This window comes from Vibrio sp. V23_P3S9T160, assembly GCF_963886625.1.
GTDB classification, from domain to species: Bacteria; Pseudomonadota; Gammaproteobacteria; order Enterobacterales; family Vibrionaceae; genus Vibrio; species Vibrio anguillarum.
In genome coordinates this window covers 25021-48965 of the sequence record NZ_CAWPDB010000115.1, presented here as the reverse complement: position 1 = coordinate 48965, position 23945 = coordinate 25021, and the positions used below count along the sequence as shown (strand labels likewise).

Annotated in this window: 24 protein-coding genes; 9 read left to right on the top strand and 15 right to left on the bottom strand. The window is 42.8% G+C overall.

Annotation, left to right across the window (positions count from 1 at the left end):
* Nucleotides 1-76 precede the first annotated feature (76 nt).
* From AACU59_RS07975 to AACU59_RS07950, 6 genes are all read right to left on the bottom strand, one after another.
* A complete protein-coding gene (locus AACU59_RS07975; RefSeq protein WP_029388160.1) occupies nt 77-910 on the bottom strand; it encodes an AraC family transcriptional regulator in 834 nt (277 codons plus the stop codon).
* 201 nt (nt 911-1111) lie between these two features.
* Complete coding sequence (locus AACU59_RS07970; protein WP_094125384.1) at nt 1112-2815, bottom strand: phospho-sugar mutase; 1704 nt, start codon at nt 2813-2815, stop codon at nt 1112-1114.
* A 158-nt stretch (nt 2816-2973) separates the two neighbouring features.
* Entirely contained in the window at nt 2974-3888 is a 915-nt protein-coding gene (locus AACU59_RS07965) for an amino acid ABC transporter permease (RefSeq protein WP_176428533.1), read from the bottom strand.
* A 32-nt stretch (nt 3889-3920) separates the two neighbouring features.
* Nucleotides 3921-4703 carry a transporter substrate-binding domain-containing protein gene (locus AACU59_RS07960; RefSeq protein WP_088721593.1) on the bottom strand — a complete coding sequence of 261 codons (783 nt, stop codon included), beginning with the start codon at nt 4701-4703 and terminating at the stop codon, nt 3921-3923.
* Nucleotides 4704-4800: 97 nt separating this feature from the next.
* The gene (locus AACU59_RS07955) at nt 4801-5598 is read right to left on the bottom strand and encodes an amino acid ABC transporter permease (protein ID WP_094145095.1); all 798 of its coding nucleotides are present in this window, start codon (nt 5596-5598) and stop codon (nt 4801-4803) included.
* On the bottom strand, nt 5598-6317 hold the full coding sequence (locus AACU59_RS07950) for an amino acid ABC transporter ATP-binding protein (protein ID WP_029189978.1): 720 nt from the start codon (nt 6315-6317) through the stop codon (nt 5598-5600). Before AACU59_RS07950 ends, AACU59_RS07955 begins: the two co-directional genes overlap by 1 nt.
* Before the next feature lie 299 nt (nt 6318-6616).
* Between AACU59_RS07950 and aroG the strand changes: the two genes are divergently transcribed.
* Complete coding sequence (gene aroG, locus AACU59_RS07945) at nt 6617-7669, top strand: 3-deoxy-7-phosphoheptulonate synthase AroG (RefSeq protein WP_013868087.1); 1053 nt, start codon at nt 6617-6619, stop codon at nt 7667-7669.
* Between the two features lie 94 nt (nt 7670-7763).
* On the opposite strand, the gene AACU59_RS07940 is transcribed toward aroG, so the two are convergent.
* Nucleotides 7764-8207, bottom strand: a complete 444-nt coding sequence (locus tag AACU59_RS07940) for a DUF2850 domain-containing protein (protein WP_026027942.1) — start codon at nt 8205-8207, stop codon at nt 7764-7766.
* A 369-nt stretch (nt 8208-8576) separates the two neighbouring features.
* On the opposite strand from AACU59_RS07940, the gene ppnP reads away from it, so the two are divergent.
* Nucleotides 8577-8858, top strand: a complete 282-nt coding sequence (gene ppnP / locus AACU59_RS07935) for a pyrimidine/purine nucleoside phosphorylase (RefSeq protein ID WP_026027338.1) — start codon at nt 8577-8579, stop codon at nt 8856-8858.
* A 28-nt stretch (nt 8859-8886) separates the two neighbouring features.
* On the opposite strand, the gene AACU59_RS07930 is transcribed toward ppnP, so the two are convergent.
* Nucleotides 8887-9633, bottom strand: coding sequence for a substrate-binding periplasmic protein (locus tag AACU59_RS07930; RefSeq protein ID WP_013868084.1), 747 nt, complete (start codon nt 9631-9633; stop codon nt 8887-8889).
* A gap of 97 nt (nt 9634-9730) precedes the next feature.
* Entirely contained in the window at nt 9731-10579 is an 849-nt protein-coding gene (locus AACU59_RS07925) for a pirin family protein (protein WP_094144658.1), read from the bottom strand.
* Nucleotides 10580-10727: 148 nt separating this feature from the next.
* Between AACU59_RS07925 and AACU59_RS07920 the strand changes: the two genes are divergently transcribed.
* A complete protein-coding gene (locus tag AACU59_RS07920) occupies nt 10728-11018 on the top strand; it encodes a hypothetical protein (RefSeq protein ID WP_013868082.1) in 291 nt (96 codons plus the stop codon).
* On the opposite strand, the gene AACU59_RS07915 is transcribed toward AACU59_RS07920, so the two are convergent.
* Both AACU59_RS07915 and AACU59_RS07910 read right to left on the bottom strand, forming a co-directional pair.
* Nucleotides 10999-12174 carry a GGDEF domain-containing protein gene (locus AACU59_RS07915; protein ID WP_013868081.1) on the bottom strand — a complete coding sequence of 392 codons (1176 nt, stop codon included), beginning with the start codon at nt 12172-12174 and terminating at the stop codon, nt 10999-11001. The two genes, AACU59_RS07920 and AACU59_RS07915, sit on opposite strands and share 20 nt — an antisense overlap.
* Before the next feature lie 325 nt (nt 12175-12499).
* On the bottom strand, nt 12500-13408 hold the full coding sequence (locus AACU59_RS07910) for a LysR substrate-binding domain-containing protein (protein ID WP_088733514.1): 909 nt from the start codon (nt 13406-13408) through the stop codon (nt 12500-12502).
* A gap of 90 nt (nt 13409-13498) precedes the next feature.
* On the opposite strand from AACU59_RS07910, the gene AACU59_RS07905 reads away from it, so the two are divergent.
* Nucleotides 13499-14425: a DMT family transporter gene (locus AACU59_RS07905; RefSeq protein ID WP_064626453.1), complete on the top strand. Its 927-nt coding sequence runs from the start codon at nt 13499-13501 to the stop codon at nt 14423-14425.
* Between the two features lie 11 nt (nt 14426-14436).
* Here the strand turns inward: AACU59_RS07905 and AACU59_RS07900 are convergent, their stop codons facing one another.
* The gene (locus AACU59_RS07900) at nt 14437-15528 is read right to left on the bottom strand and encodes a DUF3541 domain-containing protein (RefSeq protein WP_161437804.1); all 1092 of its coding nucleotides are present in this window, start codon (nt 15526-15528) and stop codon (nt 14437-14439) included.
* A 328-nt stretch (nt 15529-15856) separates the two neighbouring features.
* On the opposite strand from AACU59_RS07900, the gene AACU59_RS07895 reads away from it, so the two are divergent.
* Entirely contained in the window at nt 15857-17233 is a 1377-nt protein-coding gene (locus AACU59_RS07895) for a diguanylate cyclase (protein WP_161437803.1), read from the top strand.
* A gap of 272 nt (nt 17234-17505) precedes the next feature.
* Here AACU59_RS07895 and AACU59_RS07890 read toward each other — a convergent pair whose 3' ends face one another.
* Entirely contained in the window at nt 17506-19023 is a 1518-nt protein-coding gene (locus AACU59_RS07890; protein ID WP_161437802.1) for a DUF3612 domain-containing protein, read from the bottom strand.
* A 161-nt stretch (nt 19024-19184) separates the two neighbouring features.
* Here AACU59_RS07890 and AACU59_RS07885 point away from each other — a divergent pair, with 161 nt between their 5' ends.
* A complete protein-coding gene (locus AACU59_RS07885) occupies nt 19185-19763 on the top strand; it encodes a hypothetical protein (RefSeq protein WP_161437801.1) in 579 nt (192 codons plus the stop codon).
* Nucleotides 19764-19881: 118 nt separating this feature from the next.
* On the opposite strand, the gene AACU59_RS07880 is transcribed toward AACU59_RS07885, so the two are convergent.
* On the bottom strand, nt 19882-20898 hold the full coding sequence (locus AACU59_RS07880) for a GGDEF domain-containing protein (protein WP_161437800.1): 1017 nt from the start codon (nt 20896-20898) through the stop codon (nt 19882-19884).
* A 236-nt stretch (nt 20899-21134) separates the two neighbouring features.
* On the opposite strand from AACU59_RS07880, the gene AACU59_RS07875 reads away from it, so the two are divergent.
* Nucleotides 21135-21512: an MmcQ/YjbR family DNA-binding protein gene (locus AACU59_RS07875; RefSeq protein ID WP_019281769.1), complete on the top strand. Its 378-nt coding sequence runs from the start codon at nt 21135-21137 to the stop codon at nt 21510-21512.
* On the opposite strand, the gene AACU59_RS07870 is transcribed toward AACU59_RS07875, so the two are convergent.
* On the bottom strand, nt 21509-22426 hold the full coding sequence (locus tag AACU59_RS07870; protein ID WP_094145671.1) for a chemotaxis protein: 918 nt from the start codon (nt 22424-22426) through the stop codon (nt 21509-21511). The two genes, AACU59_RS07875 and AACU59_RS07870, sit on opposite strands and share 4 nt — an antisense overlap.
* Nucleotides 22427-22611: 185 nt before the next feature.
* On the opposite strand from AACU59_RS07870, the gene ppiC reads away from it, so the two are divergent.
* Nucleotides 22612-22890 carry a peptidylprolyl isomerase PpiC gene (gene ppiC / locus AACU59_RS07865; RefSeq protein ID WP_026027858.1) on the top strand — a complete coding sequence of 93 codons (279 nt, stop codon included), beginning with the start codon at nt 22612-22614 and terminating at the stop codon, nt 22888-22890.
* A 374-nt stretch (nt 22891-23264) separates the two neighbouring features.
* A complete protein-coding gene (locus tag AACU59_RS07860) occupies nt 23265-23936 on the top strand; it encodes a LuxR C-terminal-related transcriptional regulator (protein ID WP_094145458.1) in 672 nt (223 codons plus the stop codon).
* Nucleotides 23937-23945: the final 9 nt, after the last annotated feature.

Here is a 23945-nt window from a genome sequence, read left to right as displayed (position 1 = left end):
AGTAATTCCTTTGCTGGAAGTGATGAATCTATCAAGCCACAAGGTTGGGTCAAGCGATTGTACAAAATTGCGCTTGCTATTTGGCTAAGAACTGTTTTGGCGTTAAGCCCATTGCACGCTTAAAGTGGCGATGTAGATGACTTTGGTCATGAAACCCAGATTCTTGCGCAGCATCTGAAATGGGATGACCACTTCTCAATAGTGTTTTAGCATAACGCAACCGCGCTTGAATTTGATAGGCATGCGGTGGGAAGCCATACATTTTTTGAAATGAACGAACCAAATGATAGGGGCTAACTCCAGCTAGTTTTGATAAATCTTCTAATGAGACATCGGCCTGAGGGAAGTCATCTAAGAATTCTTTAACCGTATAGAGCGACTGCTGAATTTTAGTTTTAGGTAGTGAGATAGGAGGACTTTTGGCATGACGTGCTACCAGTTTGGTTAGGGTCGCGTAAACTAATGTTTCGCGTAATAGACGGTTACTCGACTGCTCTAACGTATCAAAAACTAAACGAAATTGGTTTGCTAATTCAGGATCGTAGACTACGGGTTCTGGAAAATAAGGAGCGCATGAGTTAGAAGAACCTAACTCTTGAAGCACGGTACTAAATTGTTCTGGAAGTGGGTACATGGCTTTATAGGCCCAACCACCTTCTACAGCAGAATGGCCATTATGGACTTCTTCGGCATTAACCAAAATAATGCTGTCTTGTGGAGCAATATGATGACCACCGGTGCGGTAAAATCGTTGAGCACCGCGTTCAATAACTCCCACCGTGTACCCTTCGTGGCTGTGGCGCGAAAAGTTTTGTGTTTCGTATTGTGCATCGAGAAGCTCAATTCCGCCAAGTTCATTAGCGATATGAAACTTGGCTAGTTCTCTCTTTTTGCTTTTCTGCTTGGGCATTTCATATCCTACCTTTTTGCAACAACCAGTGTAGCCGATTTATTCAGAATGGTTTTGTACAAAATTGCGCATATCAGTGTTATCCACTGAAGGCAAAAGAGTGTCGCGATAGTGCGCAACCTAAACAGATGAAATAAAAATGCCGCCAACAATGAACTGAAGACGGCCTGTTATTTCGCTGTGCTTGTCCGGCAATCAGCGCTACAAGCTGTGTTGGTGTTCTGCGATGAGCATCGCCATTTGCTCGTCGGCTTTTTTCTCGGCGCTGGCGAAATCTTCTTCTGCTTCGAAGGCTCCGACGACCTCGTAATAGCATTTCAATTTAGGCTCAGTGCCCGACGGGCGCACAATCACTCTCGCTCCGCCTTCCAAGTGATAGGTCAATACATCGCTAGCAGGAAGTTGAATCGCTTGCGTTGTTCCATCGGCAATATAACGTGTGAGTGATTTGAGATCGTCGGTCATGAGCACTTTTCTAGCGGCGATTTCCGTTGGTGGTGTGGCGCGAAGCTTGTCACCGATCGGCGGTGAGTTAGGGTCTAACTTAATGCTACGTTGTGCATTAATGTAAAAACCGTGCTGACGGTAAATGGTTTCGAGTTGATCCCAAATAGTCTTACCTTGGCTGTATAATTCGGCCGCTAGTTGTGCAAATGCCACCATGGCCGAAAGGCCATCTTTATCCCAAACGGTTTGCCCTATGGTGTAACCCAATGCTTCTTCATAGGCGAATAAGAACTGCTGTTCATCGCTTTGTTGTTGCATCGCCACGTTGGTCAACCATTTAAAGCCAGTCAAGGTTTGGTAGTATTTTGCACCTTTCGCCTGCGCAATATTACCGAGTAAACTGGATGAGACGATGGTGTTGCCAACCAACTGCTTTGAGGCATCGGTTTTGGAGAGCAAATAGTCCCCAAATAGTGTGCCAACTTGATCGCCAGTCAGCATTTGGTATTGACCATCCGCGCGTTGTACGGCAACGGCAAATCGGTCGGCATCTGGGTCGTTGGCGCAGGCCAACTGGGCATTTTGGGCATGGGCTAACGCGATAACCATATCCATCGCCCCCGGCTCTTCAGGGTTCGGGAAGTTGACGGTCGGGAAACGGCCATCCGGCTCTCGTTGTTCCTTTACACTGATGACATGGGTAAACCCAGCGTCATGCAGCAAAGTCTCAGCCATCTCAGCGCCGACACCATGCATCGCGGTATACGCAATGGTAAGGCATTGCGGATCAGTGTGGTGGTTTAACAATGGGCTTTGATTGAGGGTACGACGGTAAGTTTGGTAATACTCTTCTGTTAGCCATTGCAAAAGGCCTTGTTGGTGCGCGTTATCTAACGGCATCAGAGAAATAGCTCGCGTTGCCGCTAAGTCGATTTCTGCTGCAATGCCTGAATCGTGAGGAGGAATAATTTGTGCGCCATTTTCCCAGTACACCTTAAAGCCATTATATTCGGGTGGGTTGTGACTGGCGGTGACTACGACAGCGGCGGCGGCATTAAAGTGTTTTACCCCAAAAGCGACTACTGGGGTCGGTGCCACTTTATGCGTGAGATACACTTTGATCCCCAGCGCGGCGAGTACTGAGGCGGTATCGTGTGCAAATTGCTGAGAATCTGGCCGGCCATCATAGCCAATCACCACCCCACGTGTTTTGGCATTGCTGACTTGTTGAATGAGGTAGTGCCCTAAACCCGTCGCCGTTTCTTGAATTACCAGGCGGTTCATACGATTAGGGCCGCATCCCACCATGCCGCGTAAACCCGCGGTGCCGAACTCAAGACGTGATTGAAAGCGAGCTTTTATCTCATCTAACTGATGCTGATCGACTAGTGCTTGTAGTTCTTGGCGAGTTTTAGGATCGGGATCTTTTTCTAACCATTCGGAAACGTGTTGCATCATGGTTTCACCTTCTTACATTCATGTTGAATTAATTCTAACTGATATTCATTCTCAATAATGGGGGCGCAATCGCTAAACATCGTTCTTATTTTGTTTCTCATCACGTGTTGCTTCTCTTTGATTGGTTGCGCAACTGACGCTGACAAATTCAGTGTTATCTAGTTAGAGTGATGAAGCGAGAGATGGCGTAAACTGCGTAGCTCGAGCCGCCTAAACAGTAAAGAGAGGCTTAAACATAAACCCAAGTATGCACCGCCCACTAACAACCATATTTCAAAAATAAGCCCAGAAGAGTTAGCGATTTCTGTGCCAACAAACGTCATTTCTTGAATTGAAATTAGCGATACAATCGAAGAATCTTTGACCAAAGAAATCGCTTGCCCAGCTAAAGCCGGCGTGATCGCCGCCAATACTTGAGGGGCAATGACGTATCGGTATTTTACCCATCGAGACAGCCCTAAAGAGTGCGCTGCTTCCCACTGACCTTGAGCGATTCCGGCCAAACCTGAACGAACAACTTCAGCGATGTAGGCCGATGAAAGCATCCCAATACACACAATTCCAGAGAACAAATTTTCCCATAGATGAGAAGGACCAAACAGCCAATGCTGAATGACATTGGTTGGCTCATGGTGTTCCCGTAGTAGGTTTTCTAGGCCCAACAACGGGATCAGTTGATTGGAGACAAAAAAATAAAAAATGAACACGAAAACCAGCGGCGGAATGTTCCTAACTAATTGCACAAAAGCGTTAGCCGGAATTCTGAACCACGAAAACTGAGAGTGGCGTGCTATGCCAAGCAGTGTGCCTAACACAAGGGCCAGCACCATCGCCCAGACACTTAAGCGCAAAGTAGCAACTAACCCCTGAAAGAAATAAGGGATAGCACCATGGCTCGTTGGGGTGAAAATCAGAGCAAAAGCTTCTTGCCAACGCCAATTATAATTCACCCCAAGCTCGGCTCGGTGTGTTAACCAAATAACAAAGCCTAACAGTACTACGAGTAACGCATAATCGAGCTTATTGAGCGATAATCGTAGCCATGGTTTAAGGTTCCGTTTTTCATACAGCATGGTTTTTGTTCTATTCACATCCGCCCCTCAGGCTATTGCCCTGAGACGATTTGGTTTTGCCAATCTAGCGTTGAGAACCAATATTCGTAGCGTTCACTTAACCAGCCGTCATTGGTTCGTTCAATAATCCATTGATCAAAAAAGGCTTTTTTATCCTCTTCACCTAAGCGAACGGCGAATGCTTCGTTCCCTTTGGATAACCGTTCATTAAAAGGAATGAACAGTTTGTCACTGTGTTTCACTGTTTCATGCTCAGGTTTAGGGCTTGATGCAATCACGGCGTGTGCTTGGCCGTTTAATACTTCTTGAAAGGCTTGTGCATCGTCATCAAATTGCAGAATTTTGGCTTTGGGGAAGGTTTCACGGGCGACTTGTACGGTGAATGCTCCGCGTCGCGCTGCGATAGTCACTCGACGAGAGTTGAAGTCTTCAATGGTGGAAAATCCTTTAGCGAGGGACTGATTAGCGGCAAGTTGTACTCCTGAATGTGAATAGGGAGCAGTGAACAGGACACTTTTCGAGCGCTCAGGAGTGATGGACATGCCACCGATAATGACATCAAATTTCTGTGCTAAGAGTGCTGGAATAATGCCATCCCACGCGGTCGGTACAAATTCCACTTTCCAACCTGAATCTTCAGCAAGACGTTTGGCAACATCAATTTCAAAGCCAATTAGGTCGCCTTGCTTGTCGCGCATTGCCCAAGGCACAAACGTAGACATACCCACACGCAATGTGCCTCGTTCAGTGATTTTATCAAGGCTAGGCGTTTCACTGGCAAAGGCGGGTATGGAAATGGTTATCCCTAGTAACATAGTCAACCCGAGCGATAGAGCGGCGATAGCCTTCAATCCAGCGCGTTGCCACGTTTTTGGTGCAGATTGCTGCATGATGTTCTCCTTTTAAGGATGATTATTGAGTGCGCCATTGCGCCCCGAGTTTGTGTTCTAACCATGCTGAAAACCCTGATAAAGACAGAGTTAACAGTAAATAAATTGCAGCGACGGTAAACCATATTTCAAATGGCATCGCCGTTTCTGAGACAATATTTCTACCTTGAGTGGTTAAGTCAAAAATAGCCATCACACTGACGATAGACGAGTTTTTAATTAATGACACGACTTCATTGGTCAGTGGAGGTAATGTACGTTGGATAAGTTGCGGTAAGATCACATCAACATAGGTATAAAAACGAGAAAGCCCTAATGTTCGTGCCGCTTCAAACTGTCCCTTCGGAATGCTGTTTAAACCACCACGAAACACTTCGGCAGTATAAGCGCCTTGAAACAGTGCCAAAGCTAAAATGGCAGTAGAGAAGCGATCTAAGCCCAGCACTGGGCCAAACACAAAATAGAGCAGGTATATCTGCACCAGTAGCGGCGTGTTGCGGATAAGCTCAATATAAATATTGGCCAGCCAACGCCCTACCACTGAATTGGAAAGCTTCAACAAAGCGGTTGTTAAGCCAATGACCAGCGTAAAAAATAGGCTGACCGTTGAGATTTGCACCGTAACGGCTAACCCTTCGAGCAGTTCCGCGGGCCACCATTCACCCTCGTCGTAAAAAGCGATGAAATCAGGCACACGATACCATTGCCACTGGTAACCCATAGCATGTGCGCCAGAATCAAGTAGCCATACCATCCCCGCAAGCAATAGAACTATCTGTACTAGAGCGGAGAAGATCGGTTTTATCATTACTTTTATCATCAATGGCTCAATATTTGGTTGAGAAACTGTTGAGTTCTTGGGTGTTTTGGTTGGCGAAATATCTCTTCCGGCGTAGCGATCTCGAGAATTCTTCCTTCATCCATAAAAATGACGCGATCCGCTACTTTTCGGGCAAAACCCATTTCATGAGTGACGCACATCATGGTGATGCCATCTTGAGCAAGATCTACCATGACATCCAGCACCTCCTGGATGGTTTCAGGATCGAGAGCTGAAGTGGGTTCATCAAACAATAAAATTTCTGGTTGCATACAGAGTGAGCGTGCAATGGCAACACGCTGTTGCTGACCGCCAGATAATTGCACTGGATATTTGTCAGCTTGGTCAAGAATATTCACTCGCTGTAAAAAATGGCTCGCTCTTTGTCTTGCGGCTTGCTTACTCAATTTCAGTGTACGAATTGGAGCTAAAATAAGGTTTTCAATCACCGTCAAGTGAGGGAAAAGGTTGAAATGCTGGAAAACCATACCGATTTTTCCCGCAGGCTGTGTGATGTCGGAATGGTTGGATTTCAGGGTGATCTTGCCCGCGGTGATAGCTTCTAACCCATTGACCGTTCGGATTAATGTTGATTTCCCTGAGCCTGAAGGGCCACAAACGACTAAAATTTCCCCTCGACGAACCTGAAGAGTAATGTCTTTCAAAGCGTGAAAATTATTGTACCACTTGTTTACTTTTTCAAACTCTATCGCATTCATGGTTGAATATCTTGTTGCTATTTTGTTATCACCTACCTTAGCAATATCAACGAGATAATGCACCTACGAAGCTCATATTAGCGTTAATTTGTGGGTTCCAGCATAAAGGTGTAACTATTTTTTTACGCAATGATAATTCTGTAAAAAAGTAGCCAATATTGCCTTTTGTTGAAAATAATGATTGAAGTTGTGGTTTTTAGTAGATAAGTTACAGGGGAGAGCCGAAAGCAAGGCTGCGTATAGATCCAACCTGTCCGTTGTTCGGTAGGCAGTAGAAAAGAATAAGGAAGAAGTAAGCAATGTTTCAGACTGATGATGTAAAAATTAAACGAGTTAAAGAGTTATTACCCCCTGTTGCGGTTCTAGAGAAGTTTCCAGCAACAGAAGTTGCTTCTTCAACCACATTTCAGGCTCGTGAAGCCATTCACAATATTCTACAAGATAAAGATGACCGTTTATTGGTGATCATTGGCCCATGTTCAATTCATGATCCTCAAGCGGCTGTTGAATATGGAAAACGTCTTAAAGTGTTACGTGATGAACTAGGTGATCGCCTTGAAATTGTCATGCGTGTCTATTTTGAAAAACCTCGTACGACCGTCGGATGGAAAGGGCTCATTAACGACCCTTATTTAAATGATACCTATAAAATTAACGATGGTTTACGCATGGCGCGTAAGTTACTGCTTGATTTGACCGATATGGGGATGCCAACAGCGAGCGAATTTTTGGATATGATCACACCGCAGTATGTGGCTGACCTTATCAGTTGGGGTGCTATTGGTGCTCGTACAACAGAATCTCAAGTTCACCGTGAGCTCGCATCGGGTCTATCTTGTCCGGTTGGGTTCAAAAATGGGACAGATGGCAATATCAAAATCGCTTCTGATGCGATTCGCTCTGCCAGTGCATCGCACCATTTCTTGTCGGTCACTAAGTATGGTCATTCGGCCATCATTCAAACGGCAGGCAACCCTGATTGCCATATCATTCTACGAGGTGGTAAAGAGCCAAACTACAACGCTCAACATGTCGCGGCTATCAAGCAGGAACTAGAAATCTCCGGTTTACCACAAAAAGTGATGATTGACTTTAGCCACGCAAACAGCTCTAAACAGTACCAGCGTCAACTGGTGGTATCACAAGATGTGAGTGAGCAGATTGCATCGGGTGAACATGCTATTTTTGGTGTGATGATTGAGTCTCATCTCGTTGAAGGACGTCAGGATCTCGTGGATGGTTGTGCGGCCACTTATGGTCAATCGATTACGGATGCATGTATTGGCTGGGATGACACTGAAGTGGTATTGCGTCAGTTGGCTGGTGCGGTAGAGGCGCGTCGCGCACGCTAAATATGGCGTCACTCTATAATATAAAGTATCAACAGAGCTCCCGATTCGGGGGCTTTTCTATTTAGACTCAGCTCTGATCGCGTCACTTTAAGCGCTATGGTTGTGAAAAGTGCTCAGATAATGCTGAACGACGATTTTTACTTGGGTCGCCGTTTTCATCGTTTTCTACCGTGCTTTCATAGCCTTGTTTGATAAAGCGTTGTAAAGGCATGACAGGTTCAATGCGCTTGAGTTGAGGGGAGTTTGTTGTCCCAGCAAGTTGGTAAATGGTCACGCCACTACCAGTGTTAATCACAATTTTATCCCCATCATATTCAAACTGAGTGCTGACTAAGCGATTATTTCGAAACACGCCATTTGAATTGAGAGTGAGAACCTCAGTGCTATAACTGGGTGTACCGATTTCGATCCATGAACCATAGACATTTTTGGGGCTTGTATACTCTTGATAGCTCACTAAAAGTAAAGTGGCAAAACTAGCTGCGATAGTGAACAGCACTATCCAAAAAAGACTTTTTAATACCCACTTTTTTTTCATAGGGTGACCTGAAGAGGCTTTATTTGCATGCGTGAAACCCTTAACTGCCATTCCCACTCCATAACGTAAGCAATCAGCGACTAGTACCGGTAAGGCTAACCAATTAAAACAAGGTTAGAGAGTGGAATATGTCGTGTGGTTTAGCAAATGTCACACTGGAAAATATGATCTTTTTTCCAAAACTAGTACTAATGGATGACAAGATGAACATTGCATCATGAATTTTGTTGACTTACCGATCAGTATAGGTCGCGTTTCACTATTTGTTTAATCCCAATTGCCACTTGTGTATTTTTACGATTTCAGATAAAACGGCTTACAAACGTGTTATTCACCATATTTTGGTGGTTTATTTTACAAGGAAGAGAAATGATCAAAGAAAACACATACTTCGATGGGGCTGTTAAATCTTTAGGTTTTGCTCACCAAAGTGGTGACAGTTCGGTGGGCGTAATGGCTCCTGGCGAATACACCTTTGGCACGGCCGCTCCTGAGCGTATGACAGTCATCAAAGGTTCGTTAACGATAAAGCGTTTAGGGGATGAACATTGGTCTACATTTAAAGCGAATGAATCTTTTGAAGTCGCTGAGAATTCGTCCTTTGATTTGAAAGTTGCCGAAGCAACAGCTTATTTGTGCGAATATTTGTAGTTGAAATAGGGCTTAAAAGCCCTATTTCTTATTGAGCTGTTAAGCCAAATTTTGCATAGATGGCTTCGATCCTTCCACTTTTTACCATTTCAGACAGAGCGTTTTGTAATGCATCCGCTTGTGGATGGCTTTTAGGCATACCGTAATAGTTGCCGATAGTGTTTGGATAGTAGTAGGTTGCTACTTGGTAGTTACTAAAATTGATTGTTTTTAATTCCACTTCTAGCGCAGGTAAATCCAATACGATAACGGTATCTATTCTCTTTGCCTCTAGCATTCTTGCTAGGTTGAAGTCATCATTAACAACCGTTCTATTTATCTCTTTGTCTTGATCAAACGCTTCGAAATAAGCGGTACCTCTTTTCACACCGACATTCAGCTCTCGTAAATCTTGATAATTGTTGATTGCTGGCCCATCACTGCGAGTGACAAAAACAATATTCCGTGTTTGCTCACTTATAGGACCGATAAAGCGAACAAATGCTTCTCTGTCTGCTGTTCGTATGACACGTGGAACAATGTCAACAGTACCATTTTCTAAAGTAGCAAGGCTGCGAGGAAATGGAATGTTTCGCCACTCGATATCGAAGCCTATATTTTTTGCTGCTTCTTCAATGATTTCCTTTAATGGACCGCTGATTTTTTGACCATCTGGACTGATCACCATTTCTGGTGGTCGATGCCTAAAATCAGCTTTAAGGGTGTTAGCAAAAAGCGTTGAGCTGATCAGCACTGCTGCCAATGAAATGAGAATATTTCTAGTCAATACCCACATATTTCGTGCCTCTCGTCAAATTTACTACTTGAGTATAGGCAAACTTTCTGAGAACCCCAAAATGACACTTAAGATCAGCCGGATGGCTACCCTATGATTAATACTGTTCAAACAGACCTGAGTTGTAGTCTTTAATTGCTTGTTCTATCTCAGAAAATGAGTTCATTACAAACGGCCCATAATGCACTACAGGTTCATCAATGGGTTGCCCCATTAGCAACAATACTCCGCTCGTATCATTGGCTTTTAATGTTAAGAACTCACCTTTTGAGAGCAACGCTAGCTCGCCTTGCTTCAACACTTTACTGCCTAGCTGTGCATTGCCTTTGTAGGTAAATGCCATGACATTAAAGTGATTTGGAGTGGCGATCTCTAATTGGCTACCCGGTGTTGCTCGCCAGTCGGCCACGCTCAATTTAACGCCCGTTTTTGTTAATGGGCCTGTTACTATCTGGTTGCCACAAGTGACATCACCTGCAAGTACTCTCAGCAGGCCTGCCTCTTGGGAGTGGTATTCGGTAATGGTTTCGGGTTGAAAGTCGTGGTATTGCGCTGGCGCCATTTTTTGGCTAGCAGGCTGATTGATCCAAATCTGAAAACCGTGCAACTGACCTTCATTCATGATTGGCATCTCGCTGTGAATAACACCTCTTCCTGCGGCCATCCATTGGGCACCACCAGAGCGTAATTCACCGACATTACCCATATGATCTTGATGTTGGAAATGCCCATTTAGCATATAAGTGAGGGTTTCGATTCCTCGGTGTGGATGAGGAGGGAATCCGCCAATATAATCGGCTTTTTGATCAGATTCAAATTCATCGAGCATTAAAAATGGTGAAAAATTAGCGTTGTTAAAGCCAGCAACGCGGCTAATTTTTACGCCATCTCCATCCGAAGTGGGTTGTGCGGGGATTATCTGTTTTATTTCACGTTGCGTTAGCATAATGATTCTCCTTGTCGGTATAACATCAGTCTAAGACAAGGTGCTGATAAAGAAGAGCGCTGTGTTTTGAAGGTCTTCATCGAGAAATTCGAACATATCTTGAGGGGGGCTATAATTAAAGTAGGTTGGATCACGAGGAGGATGCCCAATGTCTATGTTGCCCAAACATGAAGATCAGAATCCGCATTATGATCCCAAAGAGGATTTTACGCTTGAGCAGATGCACCGATTTACCAAGGTGGCTAATCAAGCGCAGAAAAATCGCGATACGCTTGAACAGCTCAGTGATAAAGACGTTTCCATTGTTGAAGCAGCAAGGCGTGCGGCAATGAGGCCGGTGATTCACCCTAAACCAAATAAACCTAATACAGCACGCTACGCCGCATGGATGGTGGTGGTATGTGCAGTAGGTTTGTGGATTATGTATATGACTCGCTAGCTTTCTTTATTGGTGTCACTGTTGCTGAATGGGTTGCAGTAGATGCTTCAGTATGGTCAAGTGAAATATGTTGGTAATACTGATATTGATTTTTGCCGTTGTGTTTTGCTGCGTACATCGCTTTGTCTGCGCACCGAGTCAGCTCGGCCAAGTTATCAGCATCGGAAGGAAACAAAGCAGCGCCGATGCTGACGGTGAGGTTATTGATCATTTCTGACCCTTGATATTTATCCTCAAACAGATAACAAATCCGGTTGAGAACGCCATCCAAATCCTTAACCGTTTTGATATCGTAAAGTAGTAGCACGAACTCATCTCCGGCAAATCTCGCGATGGAGTAATCGTGTTTATCGGTCTTCCGGTCTTTATTTCGGACGTTGTTTTTTAAACGATTGGCGAAATATTGCAAGACTCGATCCCCGACCTCATGTCCGTAGCTGTCATTAATGGATTTGAAATTATCAATGTCTAGAAAAACGAGTGCGGTGATGGTCTTTTTATCAGTCTGCTGGGAGAGCTTTTCCCGTGCCCAAGTTTCGAAACTCCAACGATTGGCGAGCCCAGTCAGTTGGTCGGTGTAGGCAAGGTCTTCAATTCCCTCTTGATAAAGATGCTGGATATAGCAAACCGCTTTGTTGTAGTAGTAAGAGGAAATATGACACATGCAACAGAGTGCGATGAGACTGAGAAAGAACCGATCTATGGGGAGATATTGAGGAAGAATATCGGCTCCGGAGAGTTGTACTGATACGCCAATCAGCATAAAGAAACTGCAGCTAAAAACTAAGCCTATACGAAAGTCATTAATGAAGATCACCGCCGCAATAATTGGAAACAACCACAGCACATTGCCGACCATATGCTGTCCATATAGTAGTAATATGACCCCTTTTGTTAACAAGATGGCACTGAGGAATAAATCGGCATAGGAGGTGTTATCAGAGTGATGGTAGAAATAAAGGTAATTAGAGGCAATGGCGATCAAGCATAATAAATTAAAAGTGCTCAGGTAATATTGCTGTTCAAGAAAATGAAGAATGCCATAAAAGGCGAAAAGTAGCACAGACACAAACGAGCATAAGGCAACGACCCTACGCTTGCGTGACGCTCGCATATTGGCCATCTCTTCTAAATGTCTACCTACCAGTTCAGTCATACTCGATCTCGATGCTATCCTAAAGTATTAGATACCGAGTTAAGTCTAGAATAAATAACAGAGTTTTGCGGACGAAGTGCATGTAGTAAGTTGAAAAATACAATGGCTAATCATTTGGCGTTTTCGTTAAGTCATTAGGCTATTAATAATCGGTGATCAATGGTCTTATAACTTATTGTATTATCAGCATGTTTTGTCGATTATTTTAACGTTGTCCAAATAAGCCATTATTTAAGCCATTATTTTTTTATAAAAAAATGAATATAAGCAAATGTGGATATAGCAAAAAAATCTAAGCCGTCCTGTCGTTACATTACAAATTTAGTTACATCGCAAATTCTTTTTTGATCCAACTTCTTAGCACTAAGATACTCTCTTGTTTCAGTTGCTCTTTGGCACAAACGAAGTAGTAGTCTTGATAGGGATTAGTCACTGCGGAACCGAGTTCTTGTAGTAGGCCTAACTTGATGTCATCTTTTACAAAGAGGCGATGGGTAACGAAAATACCTAATTGGCGGATAGTTGCTTGTACGGCTTGTGCTGAAGAAACAAATGATAGGTTTTTGCGACTTTCTGGCATGCTAAGTTGATAAGCATCGCACCAAATTTGCCAGTCTTTTTTGCGGCGCTCGTTCACAGCGATAATCGCTGGGTGGCATTTAAGTATGGATGAAAGCGTCTGCTTATCACCTTGCTTTATGAGGTCAGGTTTTATGAGTTCAGGGCTGCATACCAGCACCAATTCATCTTCGGCAAGTTTCTCACAATAGTAGTCTTGCCACTCATCTTGTTTACCATGAACAATCGCGATATCAACGTTCTCTGATGTTAGAGAAAAAGTGCCTGTTAAACTCGATATTCTCACGTCTATATGTGGCGCATGCTCTTGAAAGCGGTTAACTCGTGGTATCCACCAGTGCAGCGCTAATGAGTTGACCATGTTGAGTGTCAGTCGGTTATGGCGCTCATCTCTCATAAGCACTTCAGTTGCTTCAACGATTTGCTCCAAAGCAGGCGCAATTCTCCGATAGTATTTTTGACCAGCATTATTGAGTACGACGTGACGCCCAACGCGATTGAATAGCGGCTGGTTTAGCTGGTTCTCTAATGCTTTTATTGATTGACTGACGGCTGAATGACTAACATTAAGGTGCTTTGCTGCATCCGTCATGCTGCCTGTTTCTGCTACGGCAATAAATGAGTAGAGTGACTTGAGCGGAGGTAGTTTTCGCATTGGTAAGTTTCTCTTACAGGTTTGGTTAATATTACTCGTTATTTTTCCTTTCGTCATTGTTCTATGATGGCTGTACTAGAGGAGAGTTGTATGAACCCACGAATTTTAGCCCCATTATTTATGTTGTCCTCCACATTTAGCTTGTCATTGACAGGGCTACTGTCTAAGTTTCTTGCACATGAGATACCGCTACAAAGTCTCAGTTTTCTCCGATTTTTACTCCCCGCGCTTATATTGTTGGGAGTAATGAGCTTGACTCATTTCCGTTTTCCTCCCAAAGGTATGAAACGGGCTCTGTGGGTTCGCTCAGTATGCATTGCAGGCTGTCAGCTCTGTTTTATTTACTCACTTCAGCACCTTTCTTTGGTGGAAAGTGTCGTATTGTTCAGCACTGGTCCACTGTTTATTCCTTTGTTAGAAAAATTAATATTTGGTGTAGTGATGAAAGCAGGCACGGTTGTGAGCTTGGCCATTACATTTATCGGGGTGTTACTGCTGGCTGGTGATGTTTCGGGCATCCATTTACGAATGGAGTTATTGGTCGGTTTACTTGCGGGAGCGCTGAATGCGGGATCGCAGTTAAGCTTGTATCGAGCGACGAAAAGTGATATGCGATCTATTGATATCAATGCTTGGACGTTTGTGTGTGCATCAATCTTATTACTGCCTTTGTTATTGCTTCCTACCGCGGACGCGAATGTACTTCAACAAACCTGGGGCAGCTTGCAGCAGTTAGTCGTGGTTACTGCCTTGAGCGGAGTTTCTATATTAGTCATCAACACTCAAATTTTTCGAGCCAAAGCCTACCGTCTGGCACACTCTGGCTCGCAGCTCGCTCCGTTGATTTTTACCAATTTGCTTTTTACCGCATTATGGCAACAGTTGTTTTTTAATGTGCAGTACTTGCCAACACAAATGGTAGGGTTGGGCTTGATTGTGATGGCAACTTTTACTGGAATTCTTATCCCGAAGCTATTTAAATCCTCAGTATCGTCAAACCAGCTTAAATCAGCTTAACCCGCTTATTGCTACTGTCTGATGAGCCCATAAGGCAGGCTAGAAAATACCTTAGGATTATTTTTCACTGTGGGCGCTTGGTTGGTTTTCTGCCAGTCAAGTAACATAATGGCAAGTACATTGCGGTGCTCTCCGTCGGCAAGGTCAAACACACCTGAGGTAGAGGGGATCATCCCTTTCTTTTTATCAATCGCTTGTTGAATTGCGAGACGAGTTTTTTCTACAACAGGATCTTTTTCTAAACCTGCGAGTAGAAAAGTGATCCCAACTTCAGCAACCACATCTTCCTTCGCTCTTAGCAAGATAGTATCGATGTTATTGCGAAAGTAGTCGAAGATCCATTGATGCTGCTGCTCTTTAATGGGATTTTGATAGTATTCTGAATCGGCAAAAATAATGTGTGTCATGCCATACAGCTTATTGTCATATTGTTGCGCGGAGAGTGCTTTATCAGCAGAATCTGGGTATGTTTTCCTAAAGCTATCAATGAATGGTTGTACGACATCTTGTTCACCTAACTGGCGTAACCAATAGACTTGGTTAGCAAGTTGTGCGGCCCACGCTTTAATCATTTCTTCATCAGTGGCGTACTTAGTAAAATCATAACGGCGGATCACTTGGCGCAAAAGCTGATCTTCTTTATGTTTCAAACCATATTCGTTGGCACGGGCCATAGAGCCTAATAGGTCGACGCCTAAGTAGAGGTATTCTGGCATATGTTTAGTGGCGATATAGCGTAATTGGCTGCGTTCATCTTCGTCATCGAGGTATCCAGCCAAACGTTGCTCAGAGTAGAGAAAAACCTGTTCAGCAGTTGAAACTTCTGCGGAAAATTGATTAAGTCGGCTCGCCACGCGAGCAAGATCACTCCACACCGCTGCTGAATATTTAGGGTCTAGAGTTTGGCGATACATCCGTAACCCATAGTGCCCCTCTTTGAATGCCGGCAATGTGAAAAGTTGCTCTTCATAGGTTTGACGAATAAGCTCCGCAGATTCAGAAAAAGTGTTATTCGTTGTTGATGCTGGCTCTGCATAGCCAGAGGCAGGCAACCATAATCCAATGGCTAATCCCAGAAATAGGCCACTCTTTTTTAATAACATGATGAAAATACACCTCTAAGCTAATATTCATAATAATATTAGCATTTCATAGATTTATTATTGTTGGTGATATGTCAGGTGTGCGTAAAATGACCGCTTTGAGCCGTCATTAGGATAATGCGTTTAGCTGATTGTGCTTTTTACGCTATGCAAATTGATGAACTAAAATCTTACTATGTTAGCAAAAAGATACGAATTCATTTGATTATATCAACAAATTTGTAATTAATTTGGGTATTCCCTCATTGATTACGTTAATCTTAAGTAAGAAGCACTATTCTAAATAGAGCAAGTAAAACCATACACATGTAGTGATCGCTACAGGCTAGTGAGGGAGAGTTGCATGAGATATATCTCAGGCAAACAGTGGTCTGTCAATTTGCTTCTCGTTGCCTTCATCATTTTTTGTGGAGGGTTGATCGAAATTATCAATTTCAATCAACGAAGTTTTATCCGAGATAATCTTCAAACCAGAGCAAAAGAAGAGCTTTCGATTATTCGAGCTCAGTTAGAAGCTGCCATTTTGTCTGACATCTATGTAGCAAATGGGTTAACCAGTTTAATTGCGATTAACGCCCATTCTCAGTTCGAAGATTGGGAGAAAATTGCCGCTAATATTTTACGTGAAGGTAAACACTTACGTGTCATTGGACTTGCACCCAATGATGTGATTCGTTACATCTATCCATTAGCTGGTAATCATCAAGCTATAGGCCTTGACTACCGCACTATTCCTGAACAATGGAATGCAATTGTGAAAGCGAGAGAGATCCAAGAAATCTTCATCGCTGGTCCAGTGGACTTAATCCAAGGTGGTCGAGGCCTTGTGGCTCGGATTCCTATATTTACTGACCCTCCTGATAACCAGCAATATTGGGGAGTATGCAGTGTCGTGATCGATTTAGATTCGCTATTACTTTCCACTGGCGTTGAACGTTTTACTCACCGCTTTAATTTGGCGATACGCGGAGTAGACAGTACTGGTTCGGAAGGCGAGGTATTTTTTGGTGAACAAGAGGTGTTTACGAAAGCTTTTGCAAAACAAAGTGTTCATTTTCCCTATGGCGGCTGGGAAATTGCTGTCGCGCAGAAAAGCGATGTTTTAGGTCAAGTGCCTTGGTACCAGGTCCACATTGTACGGCTGTTAGGCTATCCGATCTTAATCTTGTTGGTTGCGGCGTTTATTACGATATATCGCTTGTACTCTATTGCTAATGAAAGAGCACTTCATGATGAATTAACTCAGCTTCCCAACCGTCGTTATTTCATGTATACGCTTGATCGATATTTTGAACAGGCTATCAAAATGGACCAATCGGCTGGTTTTGTGATCCTCAACATTGATATTGATAAGTTCAAATCGATCAATGACACCTATGGGCATGCGGCGGGTGACAAGGTGTTGATTGCTTGTGCGGAGCGAGTGAAAAGCGTATTGCGTTCTTCGGATTTAGTTGCACGTATTGGCGGTGATGAGTTTCTGGTTTTGCTGTCTCGAGTATCGAGTAACGATGATATTGAGCGGATCAGTCTCAAAATAAAAAGTGCGTTGTGTAATGCGCCAGTCATTTATGAGCAGCACTTAATTAACCTACATGTCAGTGTAGGCGCAGCCGCATTTAGCCCAGAATTTGATAATGTGGATGCGATGTTGAAACTGGCTGATGAGCGGATGTATCAAGAAAAGAGGCAGCAGTACTACTAAATTATTTATTCATATTTGCATTTTGAAATTTAATTGCAAAATGCAAATTTATTATGCGACACGTTGTAATGAAACCGCTCATAAAGTAGACAGATAAGGTGTTTTTTGGCAGTTTTAAAGTTGGCATGCATTCTGCTATATAGTAAGTGACCCTTCTAAGCCGAGGGTCACCTAGCCAACTGACGTTGTTAGTGAACCTTATTTTTGTTCACACTTATTAATAGCCAATCATACTTTTTGTGATTGGCTTTTTTTATTTTTATGCTCTGCAACTAGCCAGCACATTTCTCATAGCAGCTTGGTTTTCTTGGACAGACAGCACCGCGTGAGCAGATTAAGCGCGCATTATTTTCAATTCCGCGTTCAATCCAATTAATATTAAGAATTTTAGCAATAGTCGTGAGATCTTTTTTAATATGTCTTGGAATAAGAGAGCTTCCGCCGTTGCTGACGCATAACGCTTTGAGCTCCTCAGCAATTGAGTGAGCATCCCCACCTTGTGCATTGATGGCTGGATTCAAATCTATCCCAGCGCATAGCACTCGATTATTGCCTGCTGGATCGGTCATATTGACGGATTCACAGCAATATATTCTCGGCTCATCACCTACATTCAAAATCGAAATTTGCGCAGAGCTGCCACTTTGCGGCTCTGAAAGACGTCTAAACACGGCCCAATGCTGGCAAGGATCATTCACTTTACGCATATTTCCCCACGGTAGAGGGATCCCATTGCCACGATAAACCGCTTTTAATTTGCCTTCACCATAAGCATCGAAATAGTGCCAATGCGGATAGGGTGACACGACCGTCATGCGCCTCATCGCAACAGAAGGAGAAACCCCCGCTTTCAAATGTACATCGATTTCGTAACCGCTGCGATCAAGAAGTTGTCGATAAGGCACTTTGGGGCACAGCAGTGCGCCAGCAAAAAAACTCGATTCAAAATCTCGCCATGCCTGAAGGATATCTTGGGAATTTAATTCACAGGTGGCGGTGGCATCAGGCGTTTCTTCCCAACTGTTTGTGTGGCCAACCGTTAAGACACTTTTTAGTCCCTCTTTGCTGTGCAGAATATTGTGGCCAATATACACCGCGAGGTCGTACTTTAGGCGAGTTGGGTACTCACGTAGAATTTCATTGAGGTAGATCGTGCATGGTGGTTCAAAAAAAGAGGTAATAAGTTGTTTGGCGCTAACACCAAGCTCATCAACAACATCTTGCGGGGTTCTCGTGACCCAGCGGATAACCAAACCAAGGCTTTTGGCGATGTCGATAAGATCTTCAACAGCTAAGTTTAAGCGTTTTAAACCCACTTCTTCTGCTGCTCGCTCAAGATCTGGGAAGTGGTTTTGTAAACTCTCTTGGTGAGCGCGGATCAATAGATGAGCAAACTGTTTGCCAGTGATCCCAGTTTGGGAAAGCATCTCTGGGATCGCGATTTGTAAAATATCATTTGAGAATAAAAAGCTAGGTTCAAGAGCCATACCGCTGATCCCACCTCTGTTACCCTTGTCAGGAGTAATATCCGTTTGACCTGGTTCATCATCTAAAAACCAAGCGGGATCTTTTTGGAAAACTTGGGCAATGACCTCCAACATATCAACACTAGGCACCCGTTTTCCACGCTCAATCATCGAAAGGTATGAAACGGAGGGGGCGTATTCTGGGTTGATACGAATACAGCGTGCCGATAAGTCTTCCATCGTTAGGTGATTGCGCTTTCTTAAGTTTCTGACTTTTGTCCCTAAGAAATGTGACTGACGAACTAAGCTTTTTGATAAGGCCATTTTGTAAAATTCACACTGTAAAATTTTTGTTGTGAAATTGTAGTAAAAAATTGGTTAATCTACCAAGTAAGCAAGGTCACAAATTTGCACAAAGGTTAAACGCAAGTTTGGAATAATTGCTCTAGAACACAAAATGTTGAGTTACCTATAAGGAAAAGACGATGAATATGCTGACATTCGATAAAACAGAAATCCAAAAACTAGATAAACCCTTTATCGCTGAAGCCGTCTTCGCCGTCGAGACTATCAGTGCTAATCAACAAAATGAAAAGCAGAGTAGAGCGAAGCAACTACTCGATAGATTGTTCCCTTTGGCGATGGGCTCTCATCAAGATGTGACCAGTTATGTGATCGATTACCGCCATGTGTTGGCTTATTTCAAGGATGGGCGTCATAGTGGTTTGAAGCATCCAAAACATTTTGTTGCCTTCAATGGTGAAAAGGAGTCACCATGTTCGATCTTGTTCCGTGATGGAAGTGGTAGCCATGTTGAAGTGATGTTAGGCTGCACTAAAGGGACTGGGCGCGTTGAACTGATAGAGATTAATGATATTCAGTTAGAAACGTGTACCACATTTACCCAATCGGTGGAAGAAATGCCCTTCGCTGCAATGCGCCACTGGGTAAGCCTAGTCAAAGGTGATGAAAAGGGTAAGCCTCAAGCTTGTAGCGAAGATAAGGAGTACACCGCAAAAGATGGTGAAGACTATTACTTAAACTACAGTTTTAACCTTGCTTAGGTTATAGATGCGTATTGGGATTAAATGGGGCGTGGCGCCCCTTTTACTTTTCTATCCATAAATTGAGGTTTATGGAAATTGTGATTGCTTTTCAGCTACCCATAAGAGGTTGAAGCGATTAAAGCGGCATAACACGGTTGCGGCCTAATTGTTTTGCTTCATAGAGCAGTTTATCTGCTCTTTCTATCAAAGACTCGGACGTATCACCTAGTTGTAATTCTGTCACACCAAAAGAGGCAGTAATATTACCAACTTGGTTTCCTGAGCGGCGATCCTTCACACTCATTTTTTCTATCGAACGGCGCAGTGATTCTGCAAACTGTCTGGCAATGCGCAGTGTTTTATTTGGAACAATTAAAACAAACTCTTCGCCGCCAAATCGGTAGGCGGTAATGCCATCTCGACAGCTACTCTGAAGCTTTTTAGCGATGCCTTTGATCACGGTGTCACCAAATAGGTGGCCATAATTGTCATTAAAAGATTTGAAGTGATCGATATCTAATAAGATCAGGCTTATTGGTTGCTGCGCGCTTATTAGGGTAAAGAGATCATCATTGAACGAACGGCGGTTATATAAACCGGACAATCCATCGAATAAAGCCTCTTTTTGCACCTCGGCAAGCTGCTCTTTCAGTCGATGAATTTCTTTACTGGCACTATTAAGTTGACCATTTAAAAACTGAGTTGAATGGCGAATATCTCGCGATTCAGTGACCAATTGGCGAACCACTTTCATCACCTCTTCGATCGATAAATCATCGTTTTCGACTCGTTCTAATTCACTAAAACTTTTATCAATCACTCTGGCAAATTCGCTGGTATCGGTTAGGGTATCTGACATTGAACTTGCGACTTCATTGACTAACACTTCAATGTTGTTGCGTAGCGTGCTTAAACTGGTTTCAGAGCGCGATGCGACATAGCTATTATAGAGTTGAGAGCTTGCCGCGGGAGGACAAAGGCCAAAGTTTTCCAATACAGAATCGAGTTCTTGATTGAGTTGAGGTATGGCGTTGTCAACATAGGTATACCAAAGTGCATAGTTAGCAGGTGTCGCCGCCACATGATTTTTCATCATCAACGGTACTGCTTTTTTTAAATTGGCTGTAGATCTCTTAAAGTCGTCGCTGGTCATTATCGTAAAATTAATAGACAGTCACAGATATTCATACCGCTAAGATTAGCGGATATCCCAAAGTTATGCGCTAAAAAAATGCAACTAAAGTTTGAAGTTGAATTTTTATTTACAGTGCACGATCGATTCTTGATGTAGATCAAACACAACAGACAGACAGACATAGTAGGGGGTTTTTTATATATTGAATCGCTGAATGATTAAAATAAGTTGGTTACTGAATCAAGGAGTAATAGATGGAGATGCATGATATTGAATCGTTTTTGGAGATTTTACCTCAGGTAGAAAGTAGCTATCCGTTTGGTCCTGACGCGTTGGTTTTCAAAATTCGCGGTAAAATGTTTGCCTATACTTCTCAGTCGAGAGAAGAGCCGTTTGTAACATTGAAGTGCACTCCCGAAGATGGTGAAGTTCTGACCAGTGCCTTTTCCGCTATTCGTCCTGGTTATCATATGAATAAAAGACACTGGATCTCCGTTAAGTTAAACGGAGATGTTGACCAGATGATGTTAGAGGAATTATGTGAACGCTCTTATCAGCTTGTGGTGAGTAAACTGAAAAAATCAGATAGAGAAGCGCTTCAGGCTCTGTTTGTGCAAGCAAAACTTGATTAAGCGGTATCCTTACGTTGTTCCAGTTTTTTTGCGCCACGCAGCATCGCTTCTATCAATTCTGTCGCGTTAAATTTTTCCAAAGCTTCGTGGGCTCCGACTTGGTGAGCTCTATCCAAACAGATCTCACTGGAAAGCGAGGTGTGAAGAATACAATAAGCATGGCTCAGCATTGGATCATTTTGAACCTCAAAGGCCAGTTCATATCCATCGAGGCCCGGCATTTCAATATCACTGACCAGCAAATCGATCGCACGTTGATGTTGAGCGTCTTGACGCATCAGCTCAATGGCATCAAGCCCATTTTTACAGATTTGGTAAGGTATGTTGATACTGTCTAAGGCATCTGACAATTGTTTACGTGCAATAGATGAATCATCCACCAGTAAAATACGCAGTGCTTTTAATCGCTCACGTTCAATATCAGTCAGCATCGGGATCTTAGTTGATTCATACTGTGGATAAATTTTTGAAAGTAATAATTCGACGTCAAGTAACTGCACAATCTGTTTTTGATAGCGGGTTATGCCAGTGACAAAAACATCTTTTCCCGCCACTGCAGGTGAAGACTCGATTGTTCGCCAGTCACACTCGATGATTTTTTCAATACTACGTACCATAAACGCAACTACGGTTCGCAGGCAGTCCGTCACGATTAAGTAGCATTGTTTATATTCGCTAGGTTGAATTGCTCTAAAGCCAATGGCGGCAGCCATATCAATGACAGGTACCGTCAAGTTACGGATAGTCACGGTTCCGATCACATGGTGATGAGAATATGGGATTTGTGTCATTGGCATGTAAGGGACAATCTCTCGTACTTTCAGAGTCCCGATAGCAAAAAGCTGTTTCTGAGTGTTCAATGTGAACATCAACATGCCTTGGGATTGGTTTGCCTTACTGGGGGTTTTAACCATAACACCTTACTCAACGTTGTTTCTTATGCTTAATACTAAACGATCTCTTACTGACGGCAATGCGTTAAATGCAAATAAACAGTATAACCGTATGTTTATTGATCTTTTGCACTCTTACATTGGGGTTGGACTCTTGAAAAGCATCCGTTACACTATTTGCAGTAGCAAATTTATTGAGAAAAATGATGGCAAGAACGGCAGCGGCTCTTCACATTTTAGTGAAGCATAAAGAACAAGCTGAAGATATTATCGCTCAGTTAAAAAAGGGAGCGAAATTTCAAACATTAGCCAGAAAATATTCTACCTGCCCTTCGGGTAAAAAAGGGGGTGATCTGGGTGAGTTTCGTCAGGGGCAGATGGTACCTCAATTTGATAAAATCTGTTTCACTGGAGAGGTACTGACACCCCATTTGGTGAAAACCAAGTTTGGTTGGCATGTTGTAAAAGTTCTATATCGGACCTAGCCCCAATGGGGTGATTTTCTCATCGACGTTGATTTTTAAAGTAATAGCCAATGAACAGTGAGTGCCACGCTTTTTCTCAAAACCATAAGTGCGTGGTGCTTTTCATTCGTTAGGAATGACTCTCGATTCTTTATTTTTTTATTCCATTACCTTTCGTAGAATGGCCTACTACACCCAAACCACGTTAAGTAGTAAGGTATATAAATAAAACAGTCATTTGTTCTCATAAATAAGAATGCACAATAACTTCATGAATTAAATGGATTTATTCATGAGGTTTTTTATTAAAATGAGAGCAGGTTATTTTGAGATATTGACTTATAGTCGCTTAACGTTAGTTTTATCAAGTGAGCGGTATGATCTAGGAGTTTAAAATGAGTGAAGAAAAAAAAATTAATGTTCGATTGCTTTCTGATGTTTGTATGCAGTCTCGCTTACTTAAAGATTCGCTAGAGTCAAAGTTGCCGATTAGTATTGATATCTCTCCGCTTTGCGATACGTGGATGAATGATAACAGTCTATCATCCTATAAAATTCAATTAGTTATCATTGACTATGCTCGCGTTGATGAGAATAATTTTGCTGATTACTCAGCATTTAAACGCTTATCCTGCCCTGATGCAAAAGAAGTGCTTATTAATTGCCCGCTAGATATTGAACCTAAAATGCTCTTTAAATGGCAAAATCTTGTGGGTGTATTTTATACCAATGATCAGCTTGAATCTTTAGTTAAGGGCATGGAAAAAGTGCTTGATGATGAAATGTGGTTTAATCGAAAATTGGCTCAGGAATATATACAGCATTATCGCGCAGGTAATTCATCTATTACCTCTCAAGCTTATGCTAAATTAACGAAAAGAGAGCAGCAAATAATTAAGTTACTTGGCTGTGGTGCATCTAATATGCAAATTGCAGATGAGTTGTTTGTAAGTGAAAATACAGTAAAAACACATTTACATAATGTATTTAAAAAGATAAATGCTAAAAATAGACTTCAGGCTTTATTATGGGCAAAAGATAATATTGGTATTGAAGAGTTTAATTAAATTTTATTA